This window comes from Sphingomonas sp. BL-S-30, from assembly GCF_055521475.1.
In genome coordinates this window covers 740,669-758,052 of record NZ_CM145481.1, presented here as the reverse complement: position 1 = coordinate 758,052, position 17,384 = coordinate 740,669, and the positions used below count along the sequence as shown (strand labels likewise).

At 63.8% G+C, this 17,384-nt stretch carries 21 protein-coding genes; 14 read left to right on the top strand and 7 right to left on the bottom strand.

All coding sequences use genetic code 11. The features are described 5' to 3' along the window. The first annotated feature begins 165 nt into the window (after window positions 1-165). Entirely contained in the window at window positions 166-2,109 is a 1,944-nt protein-coding gene (locus ACZ1I5_RS03365; RefSeq protein ID WP_465172327.1) for a ribonucleoside-diphosphate reductase subunit alpha, read from the top strand. 77 nt (window positions 2,110-2,186) lie between these two features. Continuing rightward, window positions 2,187-2,594: an SPFH domain-containing protein gene (locus ACZ1I5_RS03360; RefSeq protein WP_465172326.1), complete on the top strand. Its 408-nt coding sequence runs from the start codon at window positions 2,187-2,189 to the stop codon at window positions 2,592-2,594. 95 nt (window positions 2,595-2,689) lie between these two features. On the opposite strand, the gene ACZ1I5_RS03355 is transcribed toward ACZ1I5_RS03360, so the two are convergent. Then, window positions 2,690-2,932, bottom strand: coding sequence for a DUF2171 domain-containing protein (locus ACZ1I5_RS03355; RefSeq protein ID WP_465172325.1), 243 nt, complete (start codon window positions 2,930-2,932; stop codon window positions 2,690-2,692). Window positions 2,933-3,096: 164 nt separating this feature from the next. Here ACZ1I5_RS03355 and ACZ1I5_RS03350 point away from each other — a divergent pair, with 164 nt between their 5' ends. The 7 genes from ACZ1I5_RS03350 to ACZ1I5_RS03320 all read left to right on the top strand — a co-directional run bounded on the left by ACZ1I5_RS03350 (window position 3,097) and on the right by ACZ1I5_RS03320 (window position 7,527). Then, a complete protein-coding gene (locus ACZ1I5_RS03350) occupies window positions 3,097-3,399 on the top strand; it encodes a hypothetical protein (RefSeq protein WP_465172324.1) in 303 nt (100 codons plus the stop codon). After that, the gene (locus ACZ1I5_RS03345; protein WP_465172323.1) at window positions 3,396-3,590 is read left to right on the top strand and encodes a hypothetical protein; all 195 of its coding nucleotides are present in this window, start codon (window positions 3,396-3,398) and stop codon (window positions 3,588-3,590) included. Before ACZ1I5_RS03350 ends, ACZ1I5_RS03345 begins: the two co-directional genes overlap by 4 nt. Next, complete coding sequence (locus tag ACZ1I5_RS03340; protein ID WP_465172322.1) at window positions 3,587-4,081, top strand: hypothetical protein; 495 nt, start codon at window positions 3,587-3,589, stop codon at window positions 4,079-4,081. Before ACZ1I5_RS03345 ends, ACZ1I5_RS03340 begins: the two co-directional genes overlap by 4 nt. Then, on the top strand, window positions 4,078-4,323 hold the full coding sequence (locus ACZ1I5_RS03335; protein ID WP_465172321.1) for a hypothetical protein: 246 nt from the start codon (window positions 4,078-4,080) through the stop codon (window positions 4,321-4,323). Before ACZ1I5_RS03340 ends, ACZ1I5_RS03335 begins: the two co-directional genes overlap by 4 nt. 25 nt (window positions 4,324-4,348) lie before the next feature. Next, window positions 4,349-5,413 (top strand): ribonucleotide-diphosphate reductase subunit beta, encoded by a 1,065-nt coding sequence (locus ACZ1I5_RS03330; RefSeq protein WP_465172320.1) that lies wholly within the window; start codon window positions 4,349-4,351, stop codon window positions 5,411-5,413. 57 nt (window positions 5,414-5,470) lie between these two features. Then, on the top strand, window positions 5,471-6,979 hold the full coding sequence (locus tag ACZ1I5_RS03325; protein ID WP_465172319.1) for a TIR domain-containing protein: 1,509 nt from the start codon (window positions 5,471-5,473) through the stop codon (window positions 6,977-6,979). Window positions 6,980-7,140: 161 nt separating this feature from the next. Further along, complete coding sequence (locus ACZ1I5_RS03320; RefSeq protein ID WP_465172318.1) at window positions 7,141-7,527, top strand: hypothetical protein; 387 nt, start codon at window positions 7,141-7,143, stop codon at window positions 7,525-7,527. Here ACZ1I5_RS03320 and ACZ1I5_RS03315 read toward each other — a convergent pair. Continuing rightward, window positions 7,442-7,963, bottom strand: coding sequence for a hypothetical protein (locus ACZ1I5_RS03315; protein ID WP_465172317.1), 522 nt, complete (start codon window positions 7,961-7,963; stop codon window positions 7,442-7,444). The two genes, ACZ1I5_RS03320 and ACZ1I5_RS03315, sit on opposite strands and share 86 nt — an antisense overlap. A gap of 10 nt (window positions 7,964-7,973) precedes the next feature. After that, window positions 7,974-8,852, bottom strand: coding sequence for an alpha/beta hydrolase family protein (locus tag ACZ1I5_RS03310; RefSeq protein ID WP_465172316.1), 879 nt, complete (start codon window positions 8,850-8,852; stop codon window positions 7,974-7,976). Window positions 8,853-9,135: 283 nt separating this feature from the next. Between ACZ1I5_RS03310 and ACZ1I5_RS03305 the strand changes: the two genes are divergently transcribed. From ACZ1I5_RS03305 to ACZ1I5_RS03295, 3 genes are all read left to right on the top strand, one after another. Then, window positions 9,136-9,693, top strand: coding sequence for a hypothetical protein (locus tag ACZ1I5_RS03305; protein ID WP_465172315.1), 558 nt, complete (start codon window positions 9,136-9,138; stop codon window positions 9,691-9,693). Window positions 9,694-10,230: 537 nt separating this feature from the next. Then, a complete protein-coding gene (locus ACZ1I5_RS03300) occupies window positions 10,231-11,397 on the top strand; it encodes a glycosyltransferase family 4 protein (RefSeq protein ID WP_465172314.1) in 1,167 nt (388 codons plus the stop codon). Further along, window positions 11,394-13,328, top strand: a complete 1,935-nt coding sequence (locus ACZ1I5_RS03295) for a hypothetical protein (protein ID WP_465172313.1) — start codon at window positions 11,394-11,396, stop codon at window positions 13,326-13,328. The genes ACZ1I5_RS03300 and ACZ1I5_RS03295 overlap by 4 nt, the downstream gene beginning before the upstream one ends. 16 nt (window positions 13,329-13,344) lie before the next feature. On the opposite strand, the gene ACZ1I5_RS03290 is transcribed toward ACZ1I5_RS03295, so the two are convergent. Continuing rightward, window positions 13,345-13,674 (bottom strand): hypothetical protein, encoded by a 330-nt coding sequence (locus ACZ1I5_RS03290; RefSeq protein WP_465172312.1) that lies wholly within the window; start codon window positions 13,672-13,674, stop codon window positions 13,345-13,347. A 199-nt stretch (window positions 13,675-13,873) separates the two neighbouring features. Here ACZ1I5_RS03290 and ACZ1I5_RS03285 point away from each other — a divergent pair, with 199 nt between their 5' ends. Next, on the top strand, window positions 13,874-14,590 hold the full coding sequence (locus ACZ1I5_RS03285) for a class I SAM-dependent methyltransferase (protein ID WP_465172311.1): 717 nt from the start codon (window positions 13,874-13,876) through the stop codon (window positions 14,588-14,590). A 180-nt stretch (window positions 14,591-14,770) separates the two neighbouring features. Continuing rightward, on the top strand, window positions 14,771-15,457 hold the full coding sequence (locus ACZ1I5_RS03280) for a DUF4893 domain-containing protein (protein WP_465172310.1): 687 nt from the start codon (window positions 14,771-14,773) through the stop codon (window positions 15,455-15,457). Window positions 15,458-15,515: 58 nt separating this feature from the next. On the opposite strand, the gene ACZ1I5_RS03275 is transcribed toward ACZ1I5_RS03280, so the two are convergent. The 3 genes from ACZ1I5_RS03275 to ACZ1I5_RS03265 all read right to left on the bottom strand — a co-directional run bounded on the left by ACZ1I5_RS03275 (window position 15,516) and on the right by ACZ1I5_RS03265 (window position 17,315). Next, on the bottom strand, window positions 15,516-16,082 hold the full coding sequence (locus tag ACZ1I5_RS03275) for an opacity protein (protein WP_465172309.1): 567 nt from the start codon (window positions 16,080-16,082) through the stop codon (window positions 15,516-15,518). A gap of 443 nt (window positions 16,083-16,525) precedes the next feature. Then, on the bottom strand, window positions 16,526-16,933 hold the full coding sequence (locus ACZ1I5_RS03270; RefSeq protein ID WP_465172308.1) for a CHRD domain-containing protein: 408 nt from the start codon (window positions 16,931-16,933) through the stop codon (window positions 16,526-16,528). Window positions 16,934-17,063: 130 nt separating this feature from the next. Further along, window positions 17,064-17,315 (bottom strand): hypothetical protein, encoded by a 252-nt coding sequence (locus tag ACZ1I5_RS03265; protein ID WP_465172307.1) that lies wholly within the window; start codon window positions 17,313-17,315, stop codon window positions 17,064-17,066. Between the last annotated feature and the right edge of the window lie 69 nt (window positions 17,316-17,384).

Sequence of the window (17,384 nt, the reverse complement as noted above, 5' to 3'; positions counted from 1 at the left end):
CCACCCTGCACCCTGTGGTGCGGGCACGGCATAATTCGTTCTCCTTGGGCGCCCTCGAAATGTTATCATGGGGGTTCGCCCCCGATTCGAACGGACCGGGAACGCCAGCGGCAAAGGCCAAGGCAAACCAGTCGTGTATGTTTGATGGAAAGCAGGGGCAGAGCGATGGATTTTAGAGATACCCAGGAGGCAAGCGTAACCATGGCCACCGATGCGATCGAAGCCGCCACGAGCGCCGCGCCCGCGGACACGTCCAGCAAGCATGGCGGCGCGTCGCGCAAGCTCGACGCCCGCGGCGATTCGAAGGAAGTGAAGCCGCAGCTCTATCCGGTCGAGGTCGATCATTCGCGCGACGCGTTGCTCACCGATTTCGGCAAGGACACGCTGAACGACCGCTATCTGCTCCCGGGCGAGCGCTACCAGGACCTGTTCGTGCGCGTGGCCTCGGCCTATGCCGATGATGCGGCGCATGCGCAGCGCCTCTACGACTATATCTCGAAGCTGTGGTTCATGCCCGCCACGCCGGTTCTGTCGAACGGCGGCACCGGGCGCGGCCTGCCCATCTCCTGCTTCCTCAACTCGGTGCCCGACAGCCTGAACGGCATCGTCGACACCTGGAACGAGAATGTCTGGCTCGCTTCGCGCGGCGGCGGCATCGGCACCTATTGGGGCAATGTGCGCGGCATCGGCGAGCCGGTCGGCCTGAACGGCAAGACCAGCGGCATCATCCCGTTCGTGCGCGTGATGGATTCGCTGACCCTCGCGATCAGCCAGGGCAGCCTGCGCCGTGGCTCGGCCGCCTGCTATCTCGACATCTCGCACCCCGAGATCGAGGAGTTCCTCGAGATCCGCAAGCCCTCGGGCGACTTCAACCGCAAGGCGCTGAACCTGCACCACGGCGTGCTGATCCCCGACGCCTTCATGGAGGCCGTGCGCGAGGGCGCGGAGTGGAACCTGACCAGCCCGAAGGACGGATCGGTCCGCGGCACGGTCGATGCGCGCGCCTTGTTCCAGAAGCTGGTCGAGACTCGCCTCGCGACCGGCGAGCCGTACATCATCTTCGCCGATCACGTGAACAAGGCGATGCCCAAGCATCACCGCGACCTGGGCCTCAAGGTCTCGACCTCGAACCTGTGCTCGGAAATCACCCTGCCGACCGGCAAGGACCATCTCGGCAACGATCGCACCGCGGTCTGCTGCCTGTCCTCGCTCAACTTCGAGACCTGGGACCAGTGGAAGGACGCCAAGGGCTTTATCGAGGACGTGATGCGTTTCCTCGACAATGTCCTGCAGGATTTCATCGACCGCGCCGAGCCCGGCATGGAGCATGCCGCCTATTCGGCGATGCGCGAGCGCTCGGTCGGCCTCGGCGTGATGGGCTATCACAGCTTCCTCCAGGCCCGTGGCCTCGCCTTCGAAGGCGCGATGGCCAAGAGCTGGAACCTGAAGATGTTCAAGCACATCAAGGCCCAGGTCGACGAAGCCTCGATGCAGCTCGCGATCGAGCGCGGGCCCTGCCCCGACGCGGCCGATATGGGCGTGATGGAGCGGTTCAGCTGCAAGATGGCGATCGCGCCGACCGCGTCGATCAGCATCATCTGCGGCGGTACCTCGGCCTGCATCGAGCCGATCCCGGCCAATGTCTACACCCACAAGACGCTCAGCGGCTCCTGGTCGATCCGCAACCCGTATCTGGAAAAGCTGCTGATCGAGAAGTCGAAGAACTCGGATGCGGTGTGGAACTCGATCCTCGAACAGGGCGGCAGCGTCCAGCATCTCGATTTCCTCACCCAGGAGGAGAAGGACTGCTTCAAGACCAGCTTCGAGATCGACCAGCGCTGGCTGATCGAGCTCGCCGCGGACCGCACGCCCTATATCGACCAGTCGGCCTCGCTGAACTTGTTCATCCCGGCGGACGTCGAGAAATGGGACCTGCTGATGCTCCACTTCCGCGCCTGGGAGCTCGGCATCAAGTCGCTCTATTATCTCCGCTCGAAGAGCATCCAGCGGGCGGGCTTCGCCGGGGGCGTGGAGGCCGACAACACGATCGACCTGCGCGAGATCCAGGTCGAGTCCAAGGATTATGACGAGTGTCTGGCCTGCCAATAAGCCCGCCGATCATCGGCTGTCGGACCGCCACGGCGCCGATAGCCGGTCGGTGACGGCCCAGCATCGAGGATAGCGGCATGGATCAGAAATCGGGCTGTATTGCGGTGGGGATCCTCGGCGGTGTCCTGCTGCTGATGGTCTTCATGTTCGGCTATCCGCAATATCGCGTCTATTCGCAGCGCCTCGCGGGCGAGGCCGCGCTGGCGGAGGCGCAATCGTCGCGTCAGGTCGCGATCCTGGAGGCGCGCGCCAAGAAGGAAAGCGCGATCGCGCTGGCCGAGGCCGAAGTGATCCGCGCGCGGGGCGCCGCGCAGGCCAATGCCATATTGCAGAACAGCCTTGGCGGGCCCGAGGGTTATCTGCGCTATCTGCAGATTCAGGCGCTGGAATCGACGCGCGCCTCGCTGATCTATGTGCCGACCGAAGCCGGCCTGCCAGTCACCGAAGCGCGTCGCCTTCAGACCGAAGCGCCGCCGGAGCGCTGATGTACGCGCCGGTCGCCCTTGCTCTGGCCGTTAAACGCCACCCGGTGCCGGGAATGACGGAGGCGATCGCAGTGGCGACCGCCTCCCGGCCTGATTCAGGCCTCTTCCTCGAACGTCACGGCGACGTCGGCATTGGCCGAGAGGCGCACGTTATCGCCCTCCACATCGGCGACCAGGCCGAGCGGGATGAAATGATGGTGCCCTTCATGGGCGCCTTCGCCGCTGTCGGCCTTGGTCAGCTTGATGCGGCCGTCCTGGACATGGTCGACGGTCCCGACATGGACGCCGTCGGCGCCGATGACTTCCATATGTTCCTTGATTGCGCTTGCGTCGGCCATGTGCATTTCTCCTTGGTTACGGATGCGGGCTCACAACGCACGCAATGCCGATTCGATGCAAGCCCGGAGGCCCGACCCATGTTGGTGACCATCGCCCCTTCCAGCCTGATTCCCGCCACGGGCCCCGGCCCGTCCATTGATGGCTCTTGCCGGAGGACGGCCGCATGAGCCGCGCCCCCTTGCGCCTTCTCGCCGCCCTCGCGCTTGCCGCGAGCCTGTCGGCCTGCGCGCACCAGATCGGCTCCGCGGTGCAGCCCGCCGCGCCCGGCTTCCTGCTCGGCGTGTGGCACGGCTTCATCTTCCCGGTCGCCTGGATCCTGTCGCTCTTCATGCCCGACGTCGCGGTCTATGCCGTGCCGAACAATGGCGGCTGGTATGATTTCGGCTATTTCGTCGGCATCGTCTTCCTCGGCGTCGGATCGCACCGCGGATCGAAGACGGTCTATGTGCGGCGGGACCGCGGATGAACCGCGCGCCGCTGATCATGGCCGCGGTCGCGGCGACCGCCGGGATCGGCGGGCTGGTTGTGTTCACGCGGCCGGCGCGGAGCGAGGGCGCGATCTATGGCCGCCGCATCGCCGGCACCATGCTGATCGCGCTGGCGCTGCTGCTGGGGCGTTTCGCCTGGGCGCTCGACTCATGGGGGGCGGGGTCGTGAGCACACCGGTCTTTCTTGCCATCGCCATGGCGTTGGGAGTCGGCTTCATCGCGCTGATGGTGATCATCGGCAAGCTGGCCGAACCGCTGGGCGCGCTGCACCGCCATTGGCTGGAACGCCGCCATCAACGCCGGCTGTCACGCGGCAACGACGGCTATTTCGAAGAGTTGCGCTCCATCGAAACCGCGCTTGCTCAACATAATCACACACCGCGCAAGCTCAGCGCACTGGACTATGCACTGGGCCTCATCCTTGCGGTCATCGTGGGCGTGCAATTCCTCACCTGGACGGTACCGGAAACCGAACGTCCCGGCTGGACCGAGCATGTGGGCACCTCGATCTTCATTCTGATCGGGGTCCAATGGGCAACCGGCACCTCCAGTTTTTCCGGAACCGCGACACGCGGTTCCAGGCTCCTGGGCGTCGCAATGATCGCCTTCTTTTCCTTCTTCCTCATCGAGGACCTCTCCAAATTGGGAGGCGCATCATGAGCCACTGGTCCACCAGCGAGTGGGTCGCGGGCGCGCTCGATCTGGCGATGCTGGGCTGCGGGGTCTATTATCTGGTCTTCGGCGCGAAGCTGCGCGACCGTCTCGATCGCAGGAACGAGGCGGGCCTGGCCAATGGCGCGCTCGACCCGAGGACGCTGAAGCGTCCGCCCGATTATTTCCGCCTGGGGATCGTCCTCACCATCGCTGGTGCCGGCCTCCTCTACCTCAATTTTTTCCGCTAGAACCGCGTAACTGTAAGGATCCTCCATGTCGCTCCTCGAAGCCCGCAAGCAGTACAAGCCGTTCGAATACCCCTGGGCGTTCGATTTCTGGAAGCGCCAGCAGCAGATCCACTGGATGCCGGAGGAAGTGCCGCTCGGCGAGGATTGCCGCGACTGGGCGCAGAAGCTGAGCGACCATGAGCGCAACCTGCTCACCCAGATCTTCCGCTTCTTCACCCAGGCGGATGTCGAGGTGCAGGATTGCTATCACGAGAAATATGGCCGCATCTTCAAGCCGACCGAGATCAAGATGATGCTCGCCGCCTTCTCCAACATGGAGACGGTGCACATCGCGGCGTACAGCCACCTGCTCGACACCATCGGCATGCCCGAGAGCGAGTACGGCGCCTTCCTCGAATATAGCGAGATGAAGGACAAGCACGATTATCTGCAGGGCTTTGGCGTCGACACCGATGAGGACATCGCCAAGACGCTGGCGATGTTCGGCGGCTTCACCGAGGGGCTTCAGCTCTTCGCCAGCTTCGCGATGCTGATGAACTTCCCGCGCTTCAACAAGATGAAGGGCATGGGCCAGATCGTGTCGTGGAGCGTCCGTGACGAGAGCCTGCACTGCGAGGGCATCATCAAGCTGTTCCACGCCTTCTGCAAGGAGCGCGACTGCCTGACCAAGTCGGTCAAGCAGGACATCATGGACATGTGCCAGACGACCGTGCGGCTGGAGGACAATTTCATCGATCTCGCGTTCGAGATGGGCCCGGTCAACGGCATGACGCCCAAGGAGATCAAGAAGTATATCCGCTACATCGCCGACTGGCGGCTGGGCCAGCTCGGCCTGAAGCCGATCTACATGATCGACGAACACCCCCTGCCCTGGCTCGCCCCGCTGCTCAACGGCGTGGAGCACGCCAACTTCTTCGAACAGCGCGCGACGGAATATTCGAAGGCCGCGACGCGCGGCAACTGGAACGAGGTGTGGGACGGGTTCGACAAGCGGCAGAAGGCGAAGTCGGGCAAGGCTGCGAATGAGGATGCCGGGGATGCGGCGGGCGGCGGGGATATGTTCTCGCAGGCTGGCGTGGCGGCGGAGTGAGATCATAAGCGGGGGTAGTCAGTGCCGTTCCTAGAGGAAATATATAAGCTTTCCGGCGTGCCAACGTACACCTACGTCACGCCGGATAAGTATGGTCAAATACTTGTCGGTATCCGGACGCCGGGACGATGTATTGTCCTGGAGGGCCCTTCTGGCATTGGGAAAACAACGATCGTAACGAAGGTTTTGGAAGAGTTAAAACTCGATGCAAAACCTACGGTCTTAAGCGCACGACGACCAGCCGATTTGGAGCTTATCGACGCGCTCCCCGACATTAATGACTTTGGCGTAGTGGTAGTCGACGATTTTCATCGGCTGTCTGAAGAGCGAAAGGGCGCTCTATCTGATTTCATGAAAGTATTGGCCGATACGGCCGACGAAGGAAGGCAGCTTGTACTCATCGGGATTAATAAGGCGGGAGATCCCCTTATCCAATATGGCTACGACCTGGGGCTAAGAATAGATATATTTAGACTTGAAGCCAACTCCCCTGAAAAAATTATTGAGTTAATTAAGAAGGGCGATGAAGCACTAAACGTTACAATTACTAATAAAGAGGCAATTGCGGAGCGAGCAGAAGGAAGTTTTCAAATAGCTCAACTTCTTTGCCATAAGCTTTGCGCTTCTGCGGGCGTCACCGAAACGATGAAAGAACATAAGGTCATCGATTCTTCGATAGATAGTGTGATCGAAGAAGTGATGGGGGAGTTAGGTCGGCAGTTCAAAAAAGCGGCAGTCTCTTTCGCACGCGGAACGAAGCTGCGACGGGAAGGTCGCGCGCCCTATTTACATATCTTGAGATGGCTCTCAGAGAGCGATGAAGGCGCTCTAGATCTTCGAGAAGCCATGAACGCTCATAAAGATATGAAAGGAAGTGTCGGTCAAGTCGTAGACAAGGGCTTTCTTATGGGCCTCCTCAACGATCCTGACAAAGAAGCAATGTTTCACAGCATTTTATTTTATGACGAGGAAACCGCAGTTCTTGGCGTTGAAGACCCAAAATTTCTCTTTTACTTGAAGAATATTGTTTGGCGCGCCTTTACTCGGCAATGCGGATTTGCCGGAGATTATTTTAAAGGAAAATATGACTTTGCATTGTCATTTTCAGGTAAAAACAGGGAATTAGCTGAGGCATTAGCCGAGGCGCTTACCGAGAGAGAGATAAATGTATTTTACGATTTTGATGAACAGCATTTAATCTTAGGCCAAAACGTGGAGGAGTATCTTTCACCCATTTATCGATCCGAAGCGCGGTACGTTGTGCCAATATTAAGCCCTGAATTTCCAAAGAGAATTTGGACCAAATTCGAATCTGATCAATTTCGTGAGCGTTTCGGAACAGGAAGCGTTTTTCCCATTCGGTTCTCAGACGTTGAGCCCGGGTGGTTCTCGGAAGATGCGAAATATGGCGGATTGGACTATGATCGCGCAGGTGACTTGGAAACTCAAGTAGCAAAACTTGCCGATACCCTAGCAAGAAGGCTTATTGAGGATCGCGAGGTCGCAAATCAAGCACAAATAGAAGAAGAAAAAGGGGCAGAATTAGCACCTGAGTTGGATTTTTGATAATATATCTATGAGCCTCTATGGTTCTTATAAGCCTACCTGAGGGATTTCGGGGACACTATACTAAACTGCCCAGCGCGATGAGTGCCGCAGCGCCCCTTTGATGCCTCGATTGCATCTCCGCTCGATCTCCCCTGTATCGCCCGCCTACCCTCACGACCTTGAAGGATGAACGCAAACGCCACGCCGCAGCATTCCTCGGCCTTGCCATGTGGCTCGCCTATCCGATCGCCTTCGGTGCCGGCATGTGGGCACGGCGCGACTATCGCTGCGCAGGGCGAACATTCACCGGCCAGTTCGACGATTGTTTCAACGATTACCTGCCCATCCTGGAATTCCTGCTCGTCGCGCTGATGCTCGCGTTGACCGTCGAGTTCGCCCGCTTCGCCTTCACGATATTCGCCCCATCCGTGCCGGAGCGTCGCATCGCTGGAGACTGGGATTACGGTGCCAGTTTACTAACTAGCGCCGCCCAGGAGTTTCAAATGCCAAATCGGGCTTCTCGACAAGATCAGACCAGAACGGAACATATCTCGCCGCACCGATGACATATCGCCCGTTGAACTCGTTGTCGAAATACTGGTCCAGATTTGCGCCGTAACAGATCGTGTCGAACCCGTGCATCGAGAAGACCGGATTTCCCTCCAGCCCCGGCTCCTCCGGGAGGAAACGGTGCCCGATCAACGGGATCAGCCGCGGCGCCCGCGCCAGCGCATCCCGCACGACTTCCAGCCGCTCATCCTGGTTCGCCGGACGGTCGCCCCAGTCGGGCCACCAGAGACCATGCTCCACGTTGAATGAGAGCATCTCGAACGGATAGGCCAGCATCTCGCGAATACGGTCGTTCTCGGTCGCCCAATCATAGCCTTCGCGCGGACGGCGATCGAGCAATAGCGCGATCAGGTCGGGCGGGAACCGCAGGTCGTAGCGGGATTGCGCGTCGTCCAGTTCGCGCTGGGTATATCCTTCCGCCCAGTTGCTCATGCGCGCGCCCTTACCGCCCCAACCCCGCCAGCCACCGGATGATCTCGCTCTCCAGCCGGATGCGCCGGTCGGACCAGCTATGGTCGGTCGCGACATGCAGCGTCGTCAGCTTCGTGCCCCCGGCCGCCTTCACCGCGGCGGCCAGCAGGTCGGCCTCCGGCGCGAGGCCGTCGTCGGAGGTCAGCACGAACAGCCTGGTGCCGGCGAGGCGCGGGCCGGCCTTCACGAAATCGAACCCGTCGGCATGGGCGATCGCTTCGTCCGCCATGATCGCGCCGCTCGTATCGGCCAGCGCCTCCAGGCCGTTGGCGGTGAAGGCGGCGGTCGCGGCATCGCGCGGCATATGGCCGAGAAAGCCGATATTGCCGGGTGAGATCAGCGCCGCGCCGAGCAGCGCCGGATCATGCGCCGCGGTCAGCGCCGTCACCCACCCGCCCAGACTGTGCCCGACCATCGCGATGCGTTTCGGGTCGATCCCCAGGCTCGCGGCGTTCGCCGGGGTGCGCAGCCAGGCCAGCACCGCATCGGCATCCTCGAGATCATTGGCGAAGCGATAGCTGCCGGGGCTGCCCCAGGAACCGCGATAGTTGAAGGTGATCACCGTCCACCCGGCGCGCCGGATCGCCTGGGCCAGATCGAGATTCTTCTCGTTGCCGGGCAGGCCATGGCACAGCAGCACGACCGGATGCGGCCCCACCCCGGCCGCGACATAGGCCAGCCCGTTGATCGCCACGCCGCCGCTCGGGATATGCAGCACCTCCATCCGCGCGGGGTGCGCCGCATCGCGCGCCGGATCGGTGAAGATCGCCGCCGGCACTTCCTGCGCCGCCACGGTTTGACTCATCGGGACGGCGGCCAGCGTGGCCAGTGCGATGATCCAGGCTTTCATCGATTCTCCCCCTCGCTGACACGATCGACCGTCCAAGATGCATCTATCTTATTGAAATATATGTATAAGTAATGCCGACAGACAAATCCGAAAATGTCAGTGACCCTCATGACATTTTCAGCAGTCGCCCTTGATTCAACCATCCCGCCCCGACTGATAACAGGCTGTTCCGGCGGTTCCCCCGCTTGTTTCTCATCGTTGGTAACGGAACGCCATCCGAATCCGGACTGGAGGCCATGGCATAGTTTCCCCAAGGCGCTCGTCCAGCGTAGACCCGGCAGGCATGCCCGCCGATCCCGCCCGAGAGCCCGCGCCCCTCCTCCTCGTCACGCTGATGGACCCGGATGCGCCGCAGGGCGGGCGCGAACTCCTGTCGCGGCTCAATGCGCGCGCGCTGGCGGCGGTGTTCGGCGATGCCCTGGCGGTGCACCGGCTGACGAAGAAGCCCGCCCCGAGCCTGGCCGATGCCCTGCACGGGCGTCTTAGCGGGCTCGACCCCGATGCGATCGCCTGCATCGTCGCCCGGGTCGGCGACATATCCGCCGGGCAGGTGTTCGTGGACGGCTCGACGCTCGGCCATGTCGCCGCGCCGATCAAACGCGCCTATCCGCGTGTCCGGGTGGTGACCTTCTTCTACAATGTCGAGGCGCGCTTCTTCCTGGGCGCCGCCCGGGCCAAGCGGACCGCGCTCTCCCTCGCCCTGCTCGCCGCCACCTGGGCCGCGGAGCGCGCGGCGGTGCGCCATAGCGATACGATCATCTGCCTGTCCGCGCGTGAAAGCTCAAACATGACCATGTCGAGTGGCTCTCAGCGCTCGCGTCAGGCATACCCCCAAAGATGAGATATGCACTCGGCCTATTGATAATGACCGTGATCGGTGGATGTGCTCCGAGATCGCAGCCGCAGATCGATCGCGTCGAAATAAGAATTAGAGGAGGCATGCCCGCGGTCGCGACCGCGAACCGGCAAGGGTCGAGCCGGACTCAATCTTTCCCACCCTGGCCGAACGGGCGCGCCGAAACATATTCTCTTACCGAATCCCAGTTCGTCGACCTTCTCGCGCGTATCGAACCGTTTCGCGCCAAGGCAGTGCCACTGAACGATTCAAGTGCGCGGGCACTATTGGAGACGCCGTGCCCCAAGGGGGTTCCTTACGTCACCGACGCCGGGGGCACGAGTATACGATGGATCGGGCCGGCTTCGGATTTGATCTATGACGCTGATTTTGGATGTGACCATGAGCGGAACGCGTCACGGAATGATGACATTCGACGCACGGTGAGAAGCTTGCCGGTTCATCTGAATTGACTCAGCGAGGCTCTCACTGCCTCATGACCGCGTTTCCCCAAGGCGATCGTCTAGCGTAGACCCGGCAGGCATGCCCGCCGATCCCGCCCCGCTCCTCCTCGTCACGCTGATGGACCCGGATGCGCCGCCGGGCGGGCGCGAACTCCTGTCGCGGCTCAATGCGCGCGCGCTGGCGGCGGTGTTCGGCGATGCCCTGGCGGTGCACCGGCTGACGAAGAAGCCCGCCCCGAGCCTGGCCGATGCCCTGCGCGGGCGTCTTGGCGGGCTCGACCCCGATGCGATCGCCCGCATCGTCGCCCGGGTCGGCGATATGTCCGCCGGGCAGGTGTTCGTGGACGGCTCGACGCTCGGCCATGTCGTCGCGCCGATCAAACGCGCCTATCCGCAGGTCCGGGTGGTGACCTTCTTCTACAATGTCGAGGCGCGCTTCTTCCTGGGCGCCGCCCGGGCCAAGCGGACCGCGCTCTCCCTCGCCCTGCTCGCCGCCACCTGGGCCGCGGAGCGCGCCGCGGTGCGCCATAGCGACGCGATCATCTGCCTGTCCGCGCGCGACAGCGAGGGCCTGCGCCGGCTGTACGGGCGCGGCGCCGACCATATCGCGCCGATCGCGCTCGACGACGCGCTTCCCGCGCCGCGCCCGGCGATGGCGCCGGACCGGGCACGCTATCTGCTGTTCGTCGGGGGCGCCTTCTACGCCAACCGGCGCGGGATCGAATGGTTCGCGCGGGAGGTCGCACCCCGGTCGCCGCTGCCGACCATGGTGATCGGGCACGGTATGGAGGCTCTGCGGGATACGCTGGGCGAATCGCCCAACCTGCGGATCGTCGGCGGGGTCGACGATCTCGCGCCATGGTATCTTGGCGCGCACTGCGTGGTCGCGCCGATCTTCGACGGATCGGGCATGAAGACCAAGATTGCCGAGGCGCTGATGTTCGGGAAACATATCATCGGCACGAGCGAGGCCTTTTCGGGCTATGACCGCGCGGTGCAGTCTTGCGGATGGCTGGCCGAGGACGCCGCCGGCTTCCTGGCCGCGATCGCGGACGCGGCGACGGCCGACCTGCCGGCGTTCGATCCGGCGGCGCGCGCGCTGTACGATGCCGCGCATTCCTTCCCGGCCGCGACGCGCCGCCTGGCGGAGATCATGCTGCCCGCCGCGACCGCCGCGCGTTCAGGCGAGAGCCATGGCACGGTCCGTAGCGCCGTCGCGAGCACCATGCCGGAAAGGGACGCATGACCATCACCCGCCAGGGCGCCGCTCGCCCGATCAGCCTCGACACATTCGGCGCCGTGGCGAACGGGCCTGAATCGAGCAGCGCCGCCACCTCCGCCGCGCTCAACGCGTTCGGCCGGTGGGCGCGCGCCGAATCGGCGGCGGGGCGTGCGGTGCATGTCACGGTGCGGCCCGGCCTCTATCATTTCGATCAGACCGTCGCGCTGGACTGTTTCAAGGGCATCTCGACCCTGGTCTTCTCGGCGCATGGCGCAACCTTCGTGCAGACGGCGCCCAACGGCTTTCCCTGGCCGGTCGGCTGCGACACGATACTCTATCGGAACGCCGCCAACCCGCTGATCCGTGCCGCGAAGAAGGGTGATGCCAGGGTCATGGTGACGACACCCGCGGACCTGCGGCACTATGCGCCGGGCGAGATGGTGATGATCGCCGGCGAAGACATCCAATATTGGGGTTATCCGCCCAATCTCTACCGCTTCGATTTCGTGCGGCTCAGGACAGTCGATCCGGTCACCGGCGCCGTGACCTTCGATCGGCCGCTCACCCATCACTACCGGCCGGATTTCGCTTCCTATCTGTCGCTGAACAGCTGGAACGGATCACGCCTCTACAAGCTCGATCACAGGGGCTTCTCCTGGGATATCGATCACAGTTTCATCGGGCTCACCTGCCGCAACCTGCGCGAAGGGCATGGCGAATATATCCTGGCGATGGGACGCAAGCTCACCTTCCGCGATTGCGACACGCCCGGTTTCGCCGAGAGCATCTGCGAGGATTTCCTGGCCGAACGCTGCATTGAGCGCGTGCACAGCGAGCCGGACAAGCTGGTGAAGAGATCGGTCCGGCGCGGCGGCCGCATGCCGGCCGGCATCGCGGTGCAAAGCGCGAGCGTCGACCGGGTCAGCCTGGAGGATTGCAGCATCGCGCTGCTCGGCATCGGCGGCAAGGCGCTGAGCGTGACCAATTGCGACATCGGCCGGCTTGGCTTTTCCGGCGGATACGGTTTTTGCGACGAGGCGGTCTTCGACCATTGCCGCATCGCCCAGGCGCAATATTGCTATCCCTCGATACCGACCGGCAGCCGCTATAATTTCGTCGACGGCACCAATGTCACTTATGCGAACGGCGTGTTCACCGTCCTGAAGAACACCGATGCGGGCACTGCCCGGGGTGGCGGCGTGGCAAACTGGAACATCCTGCGCGGCCAGCCCCTGTCCTTCTGCCGCGGCCGGCCAGGCGATTCGACTCAGCATGGGTCACACCTGGCGAGCGATCTCGGCGCCGGTCTGGTCCTCTCGGTGCAGGATCGCCCCGACGCCATCGTGATCGCGACCACGATCCGCTCGGCGCGCGTGCCGGCCTGGTCGTCGGGCCAGGTACAGATCAAGCGCCGCAACGCCCCCGTCTTGCGCAACTGCACCGGCGCCGAGCCGATCCGCCTCGCCGCCGAGGCGGCGCGGGCGGGGAAGGAGTTCGGCGCCTGGTTCCGCTATCTCCTCACCGCGAAGACCATCGCCCAGGGGCCGGTGCTGGAGGGCCGTTCGGGCAGGCTGGTGCGGCTGTATGCGAACGTCATCAAGCCGATGACCGGAACGCCGGGGGCCGTGCTCACGCTCGCCGAACTGGCCGCCTATCGCGCCAGCACCATGGAATCGCCCGCCCATTTCCAGATCGACATCGACCTGACCATCGCGGGCAAGCGGGATTTTACCCTGGCCGCCCTGCGCGGCGGCGTGGGCAAGGACCGGGTCGTGCATGATGGCCGCCCGCAGCCGCACCTGCCCGTCGACCTGTGGTGCGACGATGGCATGCCCAATCTGTTCTGCACCGGCGCGCCCTTCACCGGGAACCCGGCCGCCGCGCCGGTGGTCGAGCTGATCTTCGAATTCGACGCCGGACTGCTCGCGCGGCGGACCATCCTCGCGGAGGCATGATGCCCGCCCGGGGGCGCTATGCCGGATCCTGCACGCGCTCGCGTCGCTTGATCCTGCGGATCTCGGCCAGCTGCCCCTGCACGATATCCAGCGCGTCCTGTTCCTCGGCGCTCAGCCCCGCCGGGTCGACTCGCCGGATCAGCACTTCCAGCGCATCGCCGATCCGGCCGAGCTGGCGGCCATAGCTGCCGACCTCGTCCAATATGTCCTGCTCGATATCGGGCCTCGGCGTCGCGCCGAGATCGATGTTGATGAACCCGAACTGCGCGCCGGGCTGGTAGAAACTCATCGGGTTGATCGCCTGCCACAGCTGGTCCGGGGCCAGGGAGAATTGGAACGACTTCATGCGGTGCCTCCATCGCAAGATCGGAAACGAGGGTAATCCGGATCTGCCGCAGCGCGGCATGACTTGCGACGAAAGTCCGACGGACTCGCCACGATAGCGCTGGATCGCCGTCACCGTTGATTGTTCGGCGGCCTGTGGGCGCGTGACGCGTGATGCTTTAGGAGAGCCACACTCCGATCAATCGGGTGGCGAAGGGGGCATGGTGACGGACGGCTGGACTGACTCGGCGGAGGCCTGGATCGCCGACATGGGCGATATCGGCGATTTCGGCCGCGCCTGCGTGCTTGACCGGCCGATGCTGGCGAGGGTCGAAGGGGGCCGTTTTGCCAACGCACTGGACGTCGGCTGCGGCGAGGGGCGTTTCTGCCGCATGCTGGGGGCAAAGGGCATATCGACGGTCGGCGTCGATCCCACCGAGTCGCTGATCAGCCAGGCGCGATACAGGGACCCCAACGGCGATTATCGGATCGGTCGCGCGGAAAGCCTCGATTTCGCCGACGCCTCGTTTGATCTGGTGGTCAGCTATCTCTCGCTGATCGACATCCCCGATATCGCCGCCGCCATCGCGGAAATGGCGCGGGTGCTCCGGCCCGGCGGATCGCTGCTGATCGCGAACCTCACCAGCTTCAACACGGCCGGACAGGCGGAGGGATGGACACGCGACTGGAAGGGCCATCCGCGCTTTTCGATCGACCATTATCTCGAGGAACGCGCCGACTGGGTCGCGTGGCGCGGCATCCGCATCCGCAACTGGCACCGGCCGCTGGAAAGCTACATGGCGCTGCTGCTCGGACAGGGTCTGCTGCTGCGGCACTTCGCGGAACCTGCGCCTTATGGCGGCGACCGCGAGTCGATCGCCCGTTATCGGCGGGTCCCCTGGTTCCTGATCATGGAATGGGAGAAGCCGGGCGGCTGAGCAAAGAACCTCAGAGGCGTTGCCACACGGCCTTCACGGGTGAGCAGAGTGCCCGCGCGGACAATCCGCCTCATGGACAATACGCCATCGCGACCCGTTTTTGCGCCCGTTGCTGCAATGCACCCTCCTTGAATCGGCTCGAATCATGTAGGGTGACGCTCGTCCATCGGGGGGAGAATCATGCACCGCGATGCTCGGCTAGTCCTGCTCCTGCTCGCCGCGACTCTTGGCGGGTGCGCCGCCATGCAGGCGCGCACCGCTGCGCATGCCCGCAAACCAAGCGTGTTCGTCGAGCTGCCCGCGCCCTCCGACAAGCAATGGGAGCGCCTGATCGTCGCCGAGGATGCGGAACGACTCGATACCTTCCGGGCCTTCTGGTCGACCGCGCTCGCCGCCGCGAGGCCGCGCTTCGCGACCGCGCTGGCGCGGGAGGGCGCGCTGCTCGATCCCACCCGGGCGCTGGGCCATCCGGCGCTGCCGCCCGGATCCTATCGCTGCCGCGTGGTGAAGCTTGGCGGCGACGGTCGGCGCGTGCCCGCTTATCGCACCTTTCCCCCGACCTTATGCTATGTGGGCGGGGAGGATGACGGCCAGTCCTTCACCAAGCAGACCGGCACCGAACGGCCCTCGGGCTGGCTCTATCCCGATGACGACACCCGGTTCGTGTTCCTGGGCGCCTATGGCCTGGGTCAGGCAAGGGCGCCGATCTACGGCGCCGTGCCCGGCCAGAGCGCGTTGGGCGTAGTGGAACGCATCGCACCGTTCCGCTGGCGGCTGACCCTGGCGCCAGTCGACAAATCGGCGTTGCTCACGGTGTATGAGATCATCCCGGTTCCGACCGAATTCCAGCTATCGGAAGGGAAATAACGCAAAGGGCGGGCACGGCCCTCGCCGCACCCGCCCCTGCCTCACGATCGCAAGTGGCTCAGAAAGCCTTCACCAGTCCGGCCATCGGCCGAACGCTGTGCGCCGCGCCAAAGGTGTTGACCTCGCCGCGCACCCGGATACCGCTCTTGGTGCCGACCTCGACGCCGGCGCCATAGGTCATCGCGTGATAGTCGCGGCTATTGTCGCCGAACTTGTCGAAATTAACCCACTGATAGCCGACCTTGCCGTAAAACAGGCCGTTCTGGCCGGCGCGCACGCCGACCCGGCCGGCCGCGCCATATTCCCAGTCGATATCGCCCGAGACGCCCTTCGCGACATTGCCCTCGGCACCGACGAACAGCGGCCCCGCCACGGTCACATTGACGCCGGCGACGCCCTGGACGAGCGCGCCGTTCAGGCGGTCGTGACGGTTTACCGATTGCGGGATGCCCGCGTTGCGCTCGTTATCGAACTGCTCCCAGCCGCCCGTCACGCCGACATAGGGCTCGATCCGCGAAGGCCGGCTGCCGTCGGATGCTGTGTCCGCCTGTCCATTGTCCTGCGCGATGGCGGGGACGGCGACGAATGCGGCCGCCGCGGCGGTCACGATGAAAAGCTTACGCATGGTGTACACCTTTGTTGTTACTCCCCGGGGGCCGGACGCCTTACGCATGCCGACATCGCCGAGGCTCGTCCCAACCCCTCAGTTCCGGCTGCGTTGCACTGCGGGGCAAATAAGCCGGGCACGGGTCGAAACTGCGGCTCTAGGGCAACGGTTTCTGTCGCCCCGATGAATGAAACGTGGCGGAAATCAGCCTTTTTCAGGCGTTTGGAGGGCGATGCTGGACAAAGATTTTGGCGCGCCAAATTCGATTTGATTCGCGATGCGCTGCACCATCTATGGGCCCGGCCGCCTATCGCGCCGGTGCCTATGTACGTGCCTGAAAATGGGTGCGCGGTTCCGCCGCGCATCGAGAGCCCCGTTTACGGGTGCTTTTTTCACCAGCTCCACTCGAGCGGTGACCGGCCCCGGAAAAACTTCCGGGGCCCTGTCCAGTTCGGCTTGGCTTACTTGCTCAGCTGCCCGCGGATCGCACCCTTGGGGAAGGTCGCGTTGTGGACGTTGACATAATAGTCACCCGGGTTTGCTGCGATCGCGGCCGAGACTTCGGCCGTCACGGGCTTGCAGCCCTCGGAGCTGCCGCTGGTCGGCGCGTCGAACGGCACCACCACTGGTCCGGACACGCCGGCCGCACCCTTGTGGATGTGCGCCATCGTCGCCGGCTCGATGCCGGATACGGTGAGCTTGTAGCAGACCTCGTTTTTGGTCGTGTCGACCGTCACCTTGGCGCTGCCAGTCCCGTCGGCATCGCTGTCGGCGCTGCCGGCGAGTGTCGCCGTGAGCGGGACGGGATCGGCGGCGAGTGCGGGCGTGGTCGTCATCGCCGCGGCGAGAGTGAGCAGGATCAGTCGCATCGCGTTCTCCTAGATCGTCCAGGCGCCCGGCCGGCGCGATACGCATCCGGCCGCCGCCATGGCCGCGTGGTTGTGAGCCCGGGGCAATCGCCGGTCAATGTGGGAAGGCGCGGGCACGCATCGGCTCGTCTCATCCGCGCGGCGCACCCGGGTCTTCCGGCGCGGCGAGGCCGACGCCGCTCATCAACCGGTCGTATCGCGACCGGTCTGTCTCGCTGATCCCCAGCGAGATCGCGAGGCCTGACAGGGCGCCGATCGCGACGATCAGCCCGATGCGCAACCAGGGTCCGGGCGGGCGCACCTCAGGGTCGGGGCGGCTGTTCCAGTCCTTCGCCCGCCGCTTGCGGACTTCCGCGCGGTGCCATTGATAATCGCGTGCCATCCCTCGCCCCTAGGAGCGAATGGTAACCCGATCGCTAAAACAGGCGCCGTCGCGCGGTTGAAATACCAC

Coding starts and splice junctions, on each gene's coding strand:
- ACZ1I5_RS03305 (WP_465172315.1), top strand. CDS start 9,136: ATGCCCGCCGATCCCGCCCGAGAGCCCGCGCCCCTCCTCCTCGTCACG.
- ACZ1I5_RS03275 (WP_465172309.1), bottom strand. CDS start 16,082: ATGCGTAAGCTTTTCATCGTGACCGCCGCGGCGGCCGCATTCGTCGCC.
- ACZ1I5_RS03335 (WP_465172321.1), top strand. CDS start 4,078: ATGAGCCACTGGTCCACCAGCGAGTGGGTCGCGGGCGCGCTCGATCTG.
- ACZ1I5_RS03360 (WP_465172326.1), top strand. CDS start 2,187: ATGGATCAGAAATCGGGCTGTATTGCGGTGGGGATCCTCGGCGGTGTC.
- ACZ1I5_RS03290 (WP_465172312.1), bottom strand. CDS start 13,674: ATGAAGTCGTTCCAATTCTCCCTGGCCCCGGACCAGCTGTGGCAGGCG.
- ACZ1I5_RS03285 (WP_465172311.1), top strand. CDS start 13,874: ATGGTGACGGACGGCTGGACTGACTCGGCGGAGGCCTGGATCGCCGAC.
- ACZ1I5_RS03300 (WP_465172314.1), top strand. CDS start 10,231: ATGCCCGCCGATCCCGCCCCGCTCCTCCTCGTCACGCTGATGGACCCG.
- ACZ1I5_RS03365 (WP_465172327.1), top strand. CDS start 166: ATGGATTTTAGAGATACCCAGGAGGCAAGCGTAACCATGGCCACCGAT.
- ACZ1I5_RS03350 (WP_465172324.1), top strand. CDS start 3,097: ATGAGCCGCGCCCCCTTGCGCCTTCTCGCCGCCCTCGCGCTTGCCGCG.
- ACZ1I5_RS03295 (WP_465172313.1), top strand. CDS start 11,394: ATGACCATCACCCGCCAGGGCGCCGCTCGCCCGATCAGCCTCGACACA.
- ACZ1I5_RS03265 (WP_465172307.1), bottom strand. CDS start 17,315: ATGGCACGCGATTATCAATGGCACCGCGCGGAAGTCCGCAAGCGGCGG.
- ACZ1I5_RS03270 (WP_465172308.1), bottom strand. CDS start 16,933: ATGCGACTGATCCTGCTCACTCTCGCCGCGGCGATGACGACCACGCCC.
- ACZ1I5_RS03280 (WP_465172310.1), top strand. CDS start 14,771: ATGCACCGCGATGCTCGGCTAGTCCTGCTCCTGCTCGCCGCGACTCTT.
- ACZ1I5_RS03345 (WP_465172323.1), top strand. CDS start 3,396: ATGAACCGCGCGCCGCTGATCATGGCCGCGGTCGCGGCGACCGCCGGG.
- ACZ1I5_RS03330 (WP_465172320.1), top strand. CDS start 4,349: ATGTCGCTCCTCGAAGCCCGCAAGCAGTACAAGCCGTTCGAATACCCC.
- ACZ1I5_RS03310 (WP_465172316.1), bottom strand. CDS start 8,852: ATGAAAGCCTGGATCATCGCACTGGCCACGCTGGCCGCCGTCCCGATG.
- ACZ1I5_RS03355 (WP_465172325.1), bottom strand. CDS start 2,932: ATGGCCGACGCAAGCGCAATCAAGGAACATATGGAAGTCATCGGCGCC.
- ACZ1I5_RS03315 (WP_465172317.1), bottom strand. CDS start 7,963: ATGAGCAACTGGGCGGAAGGATATACCCAGCGCGAACTGGACGACGCG.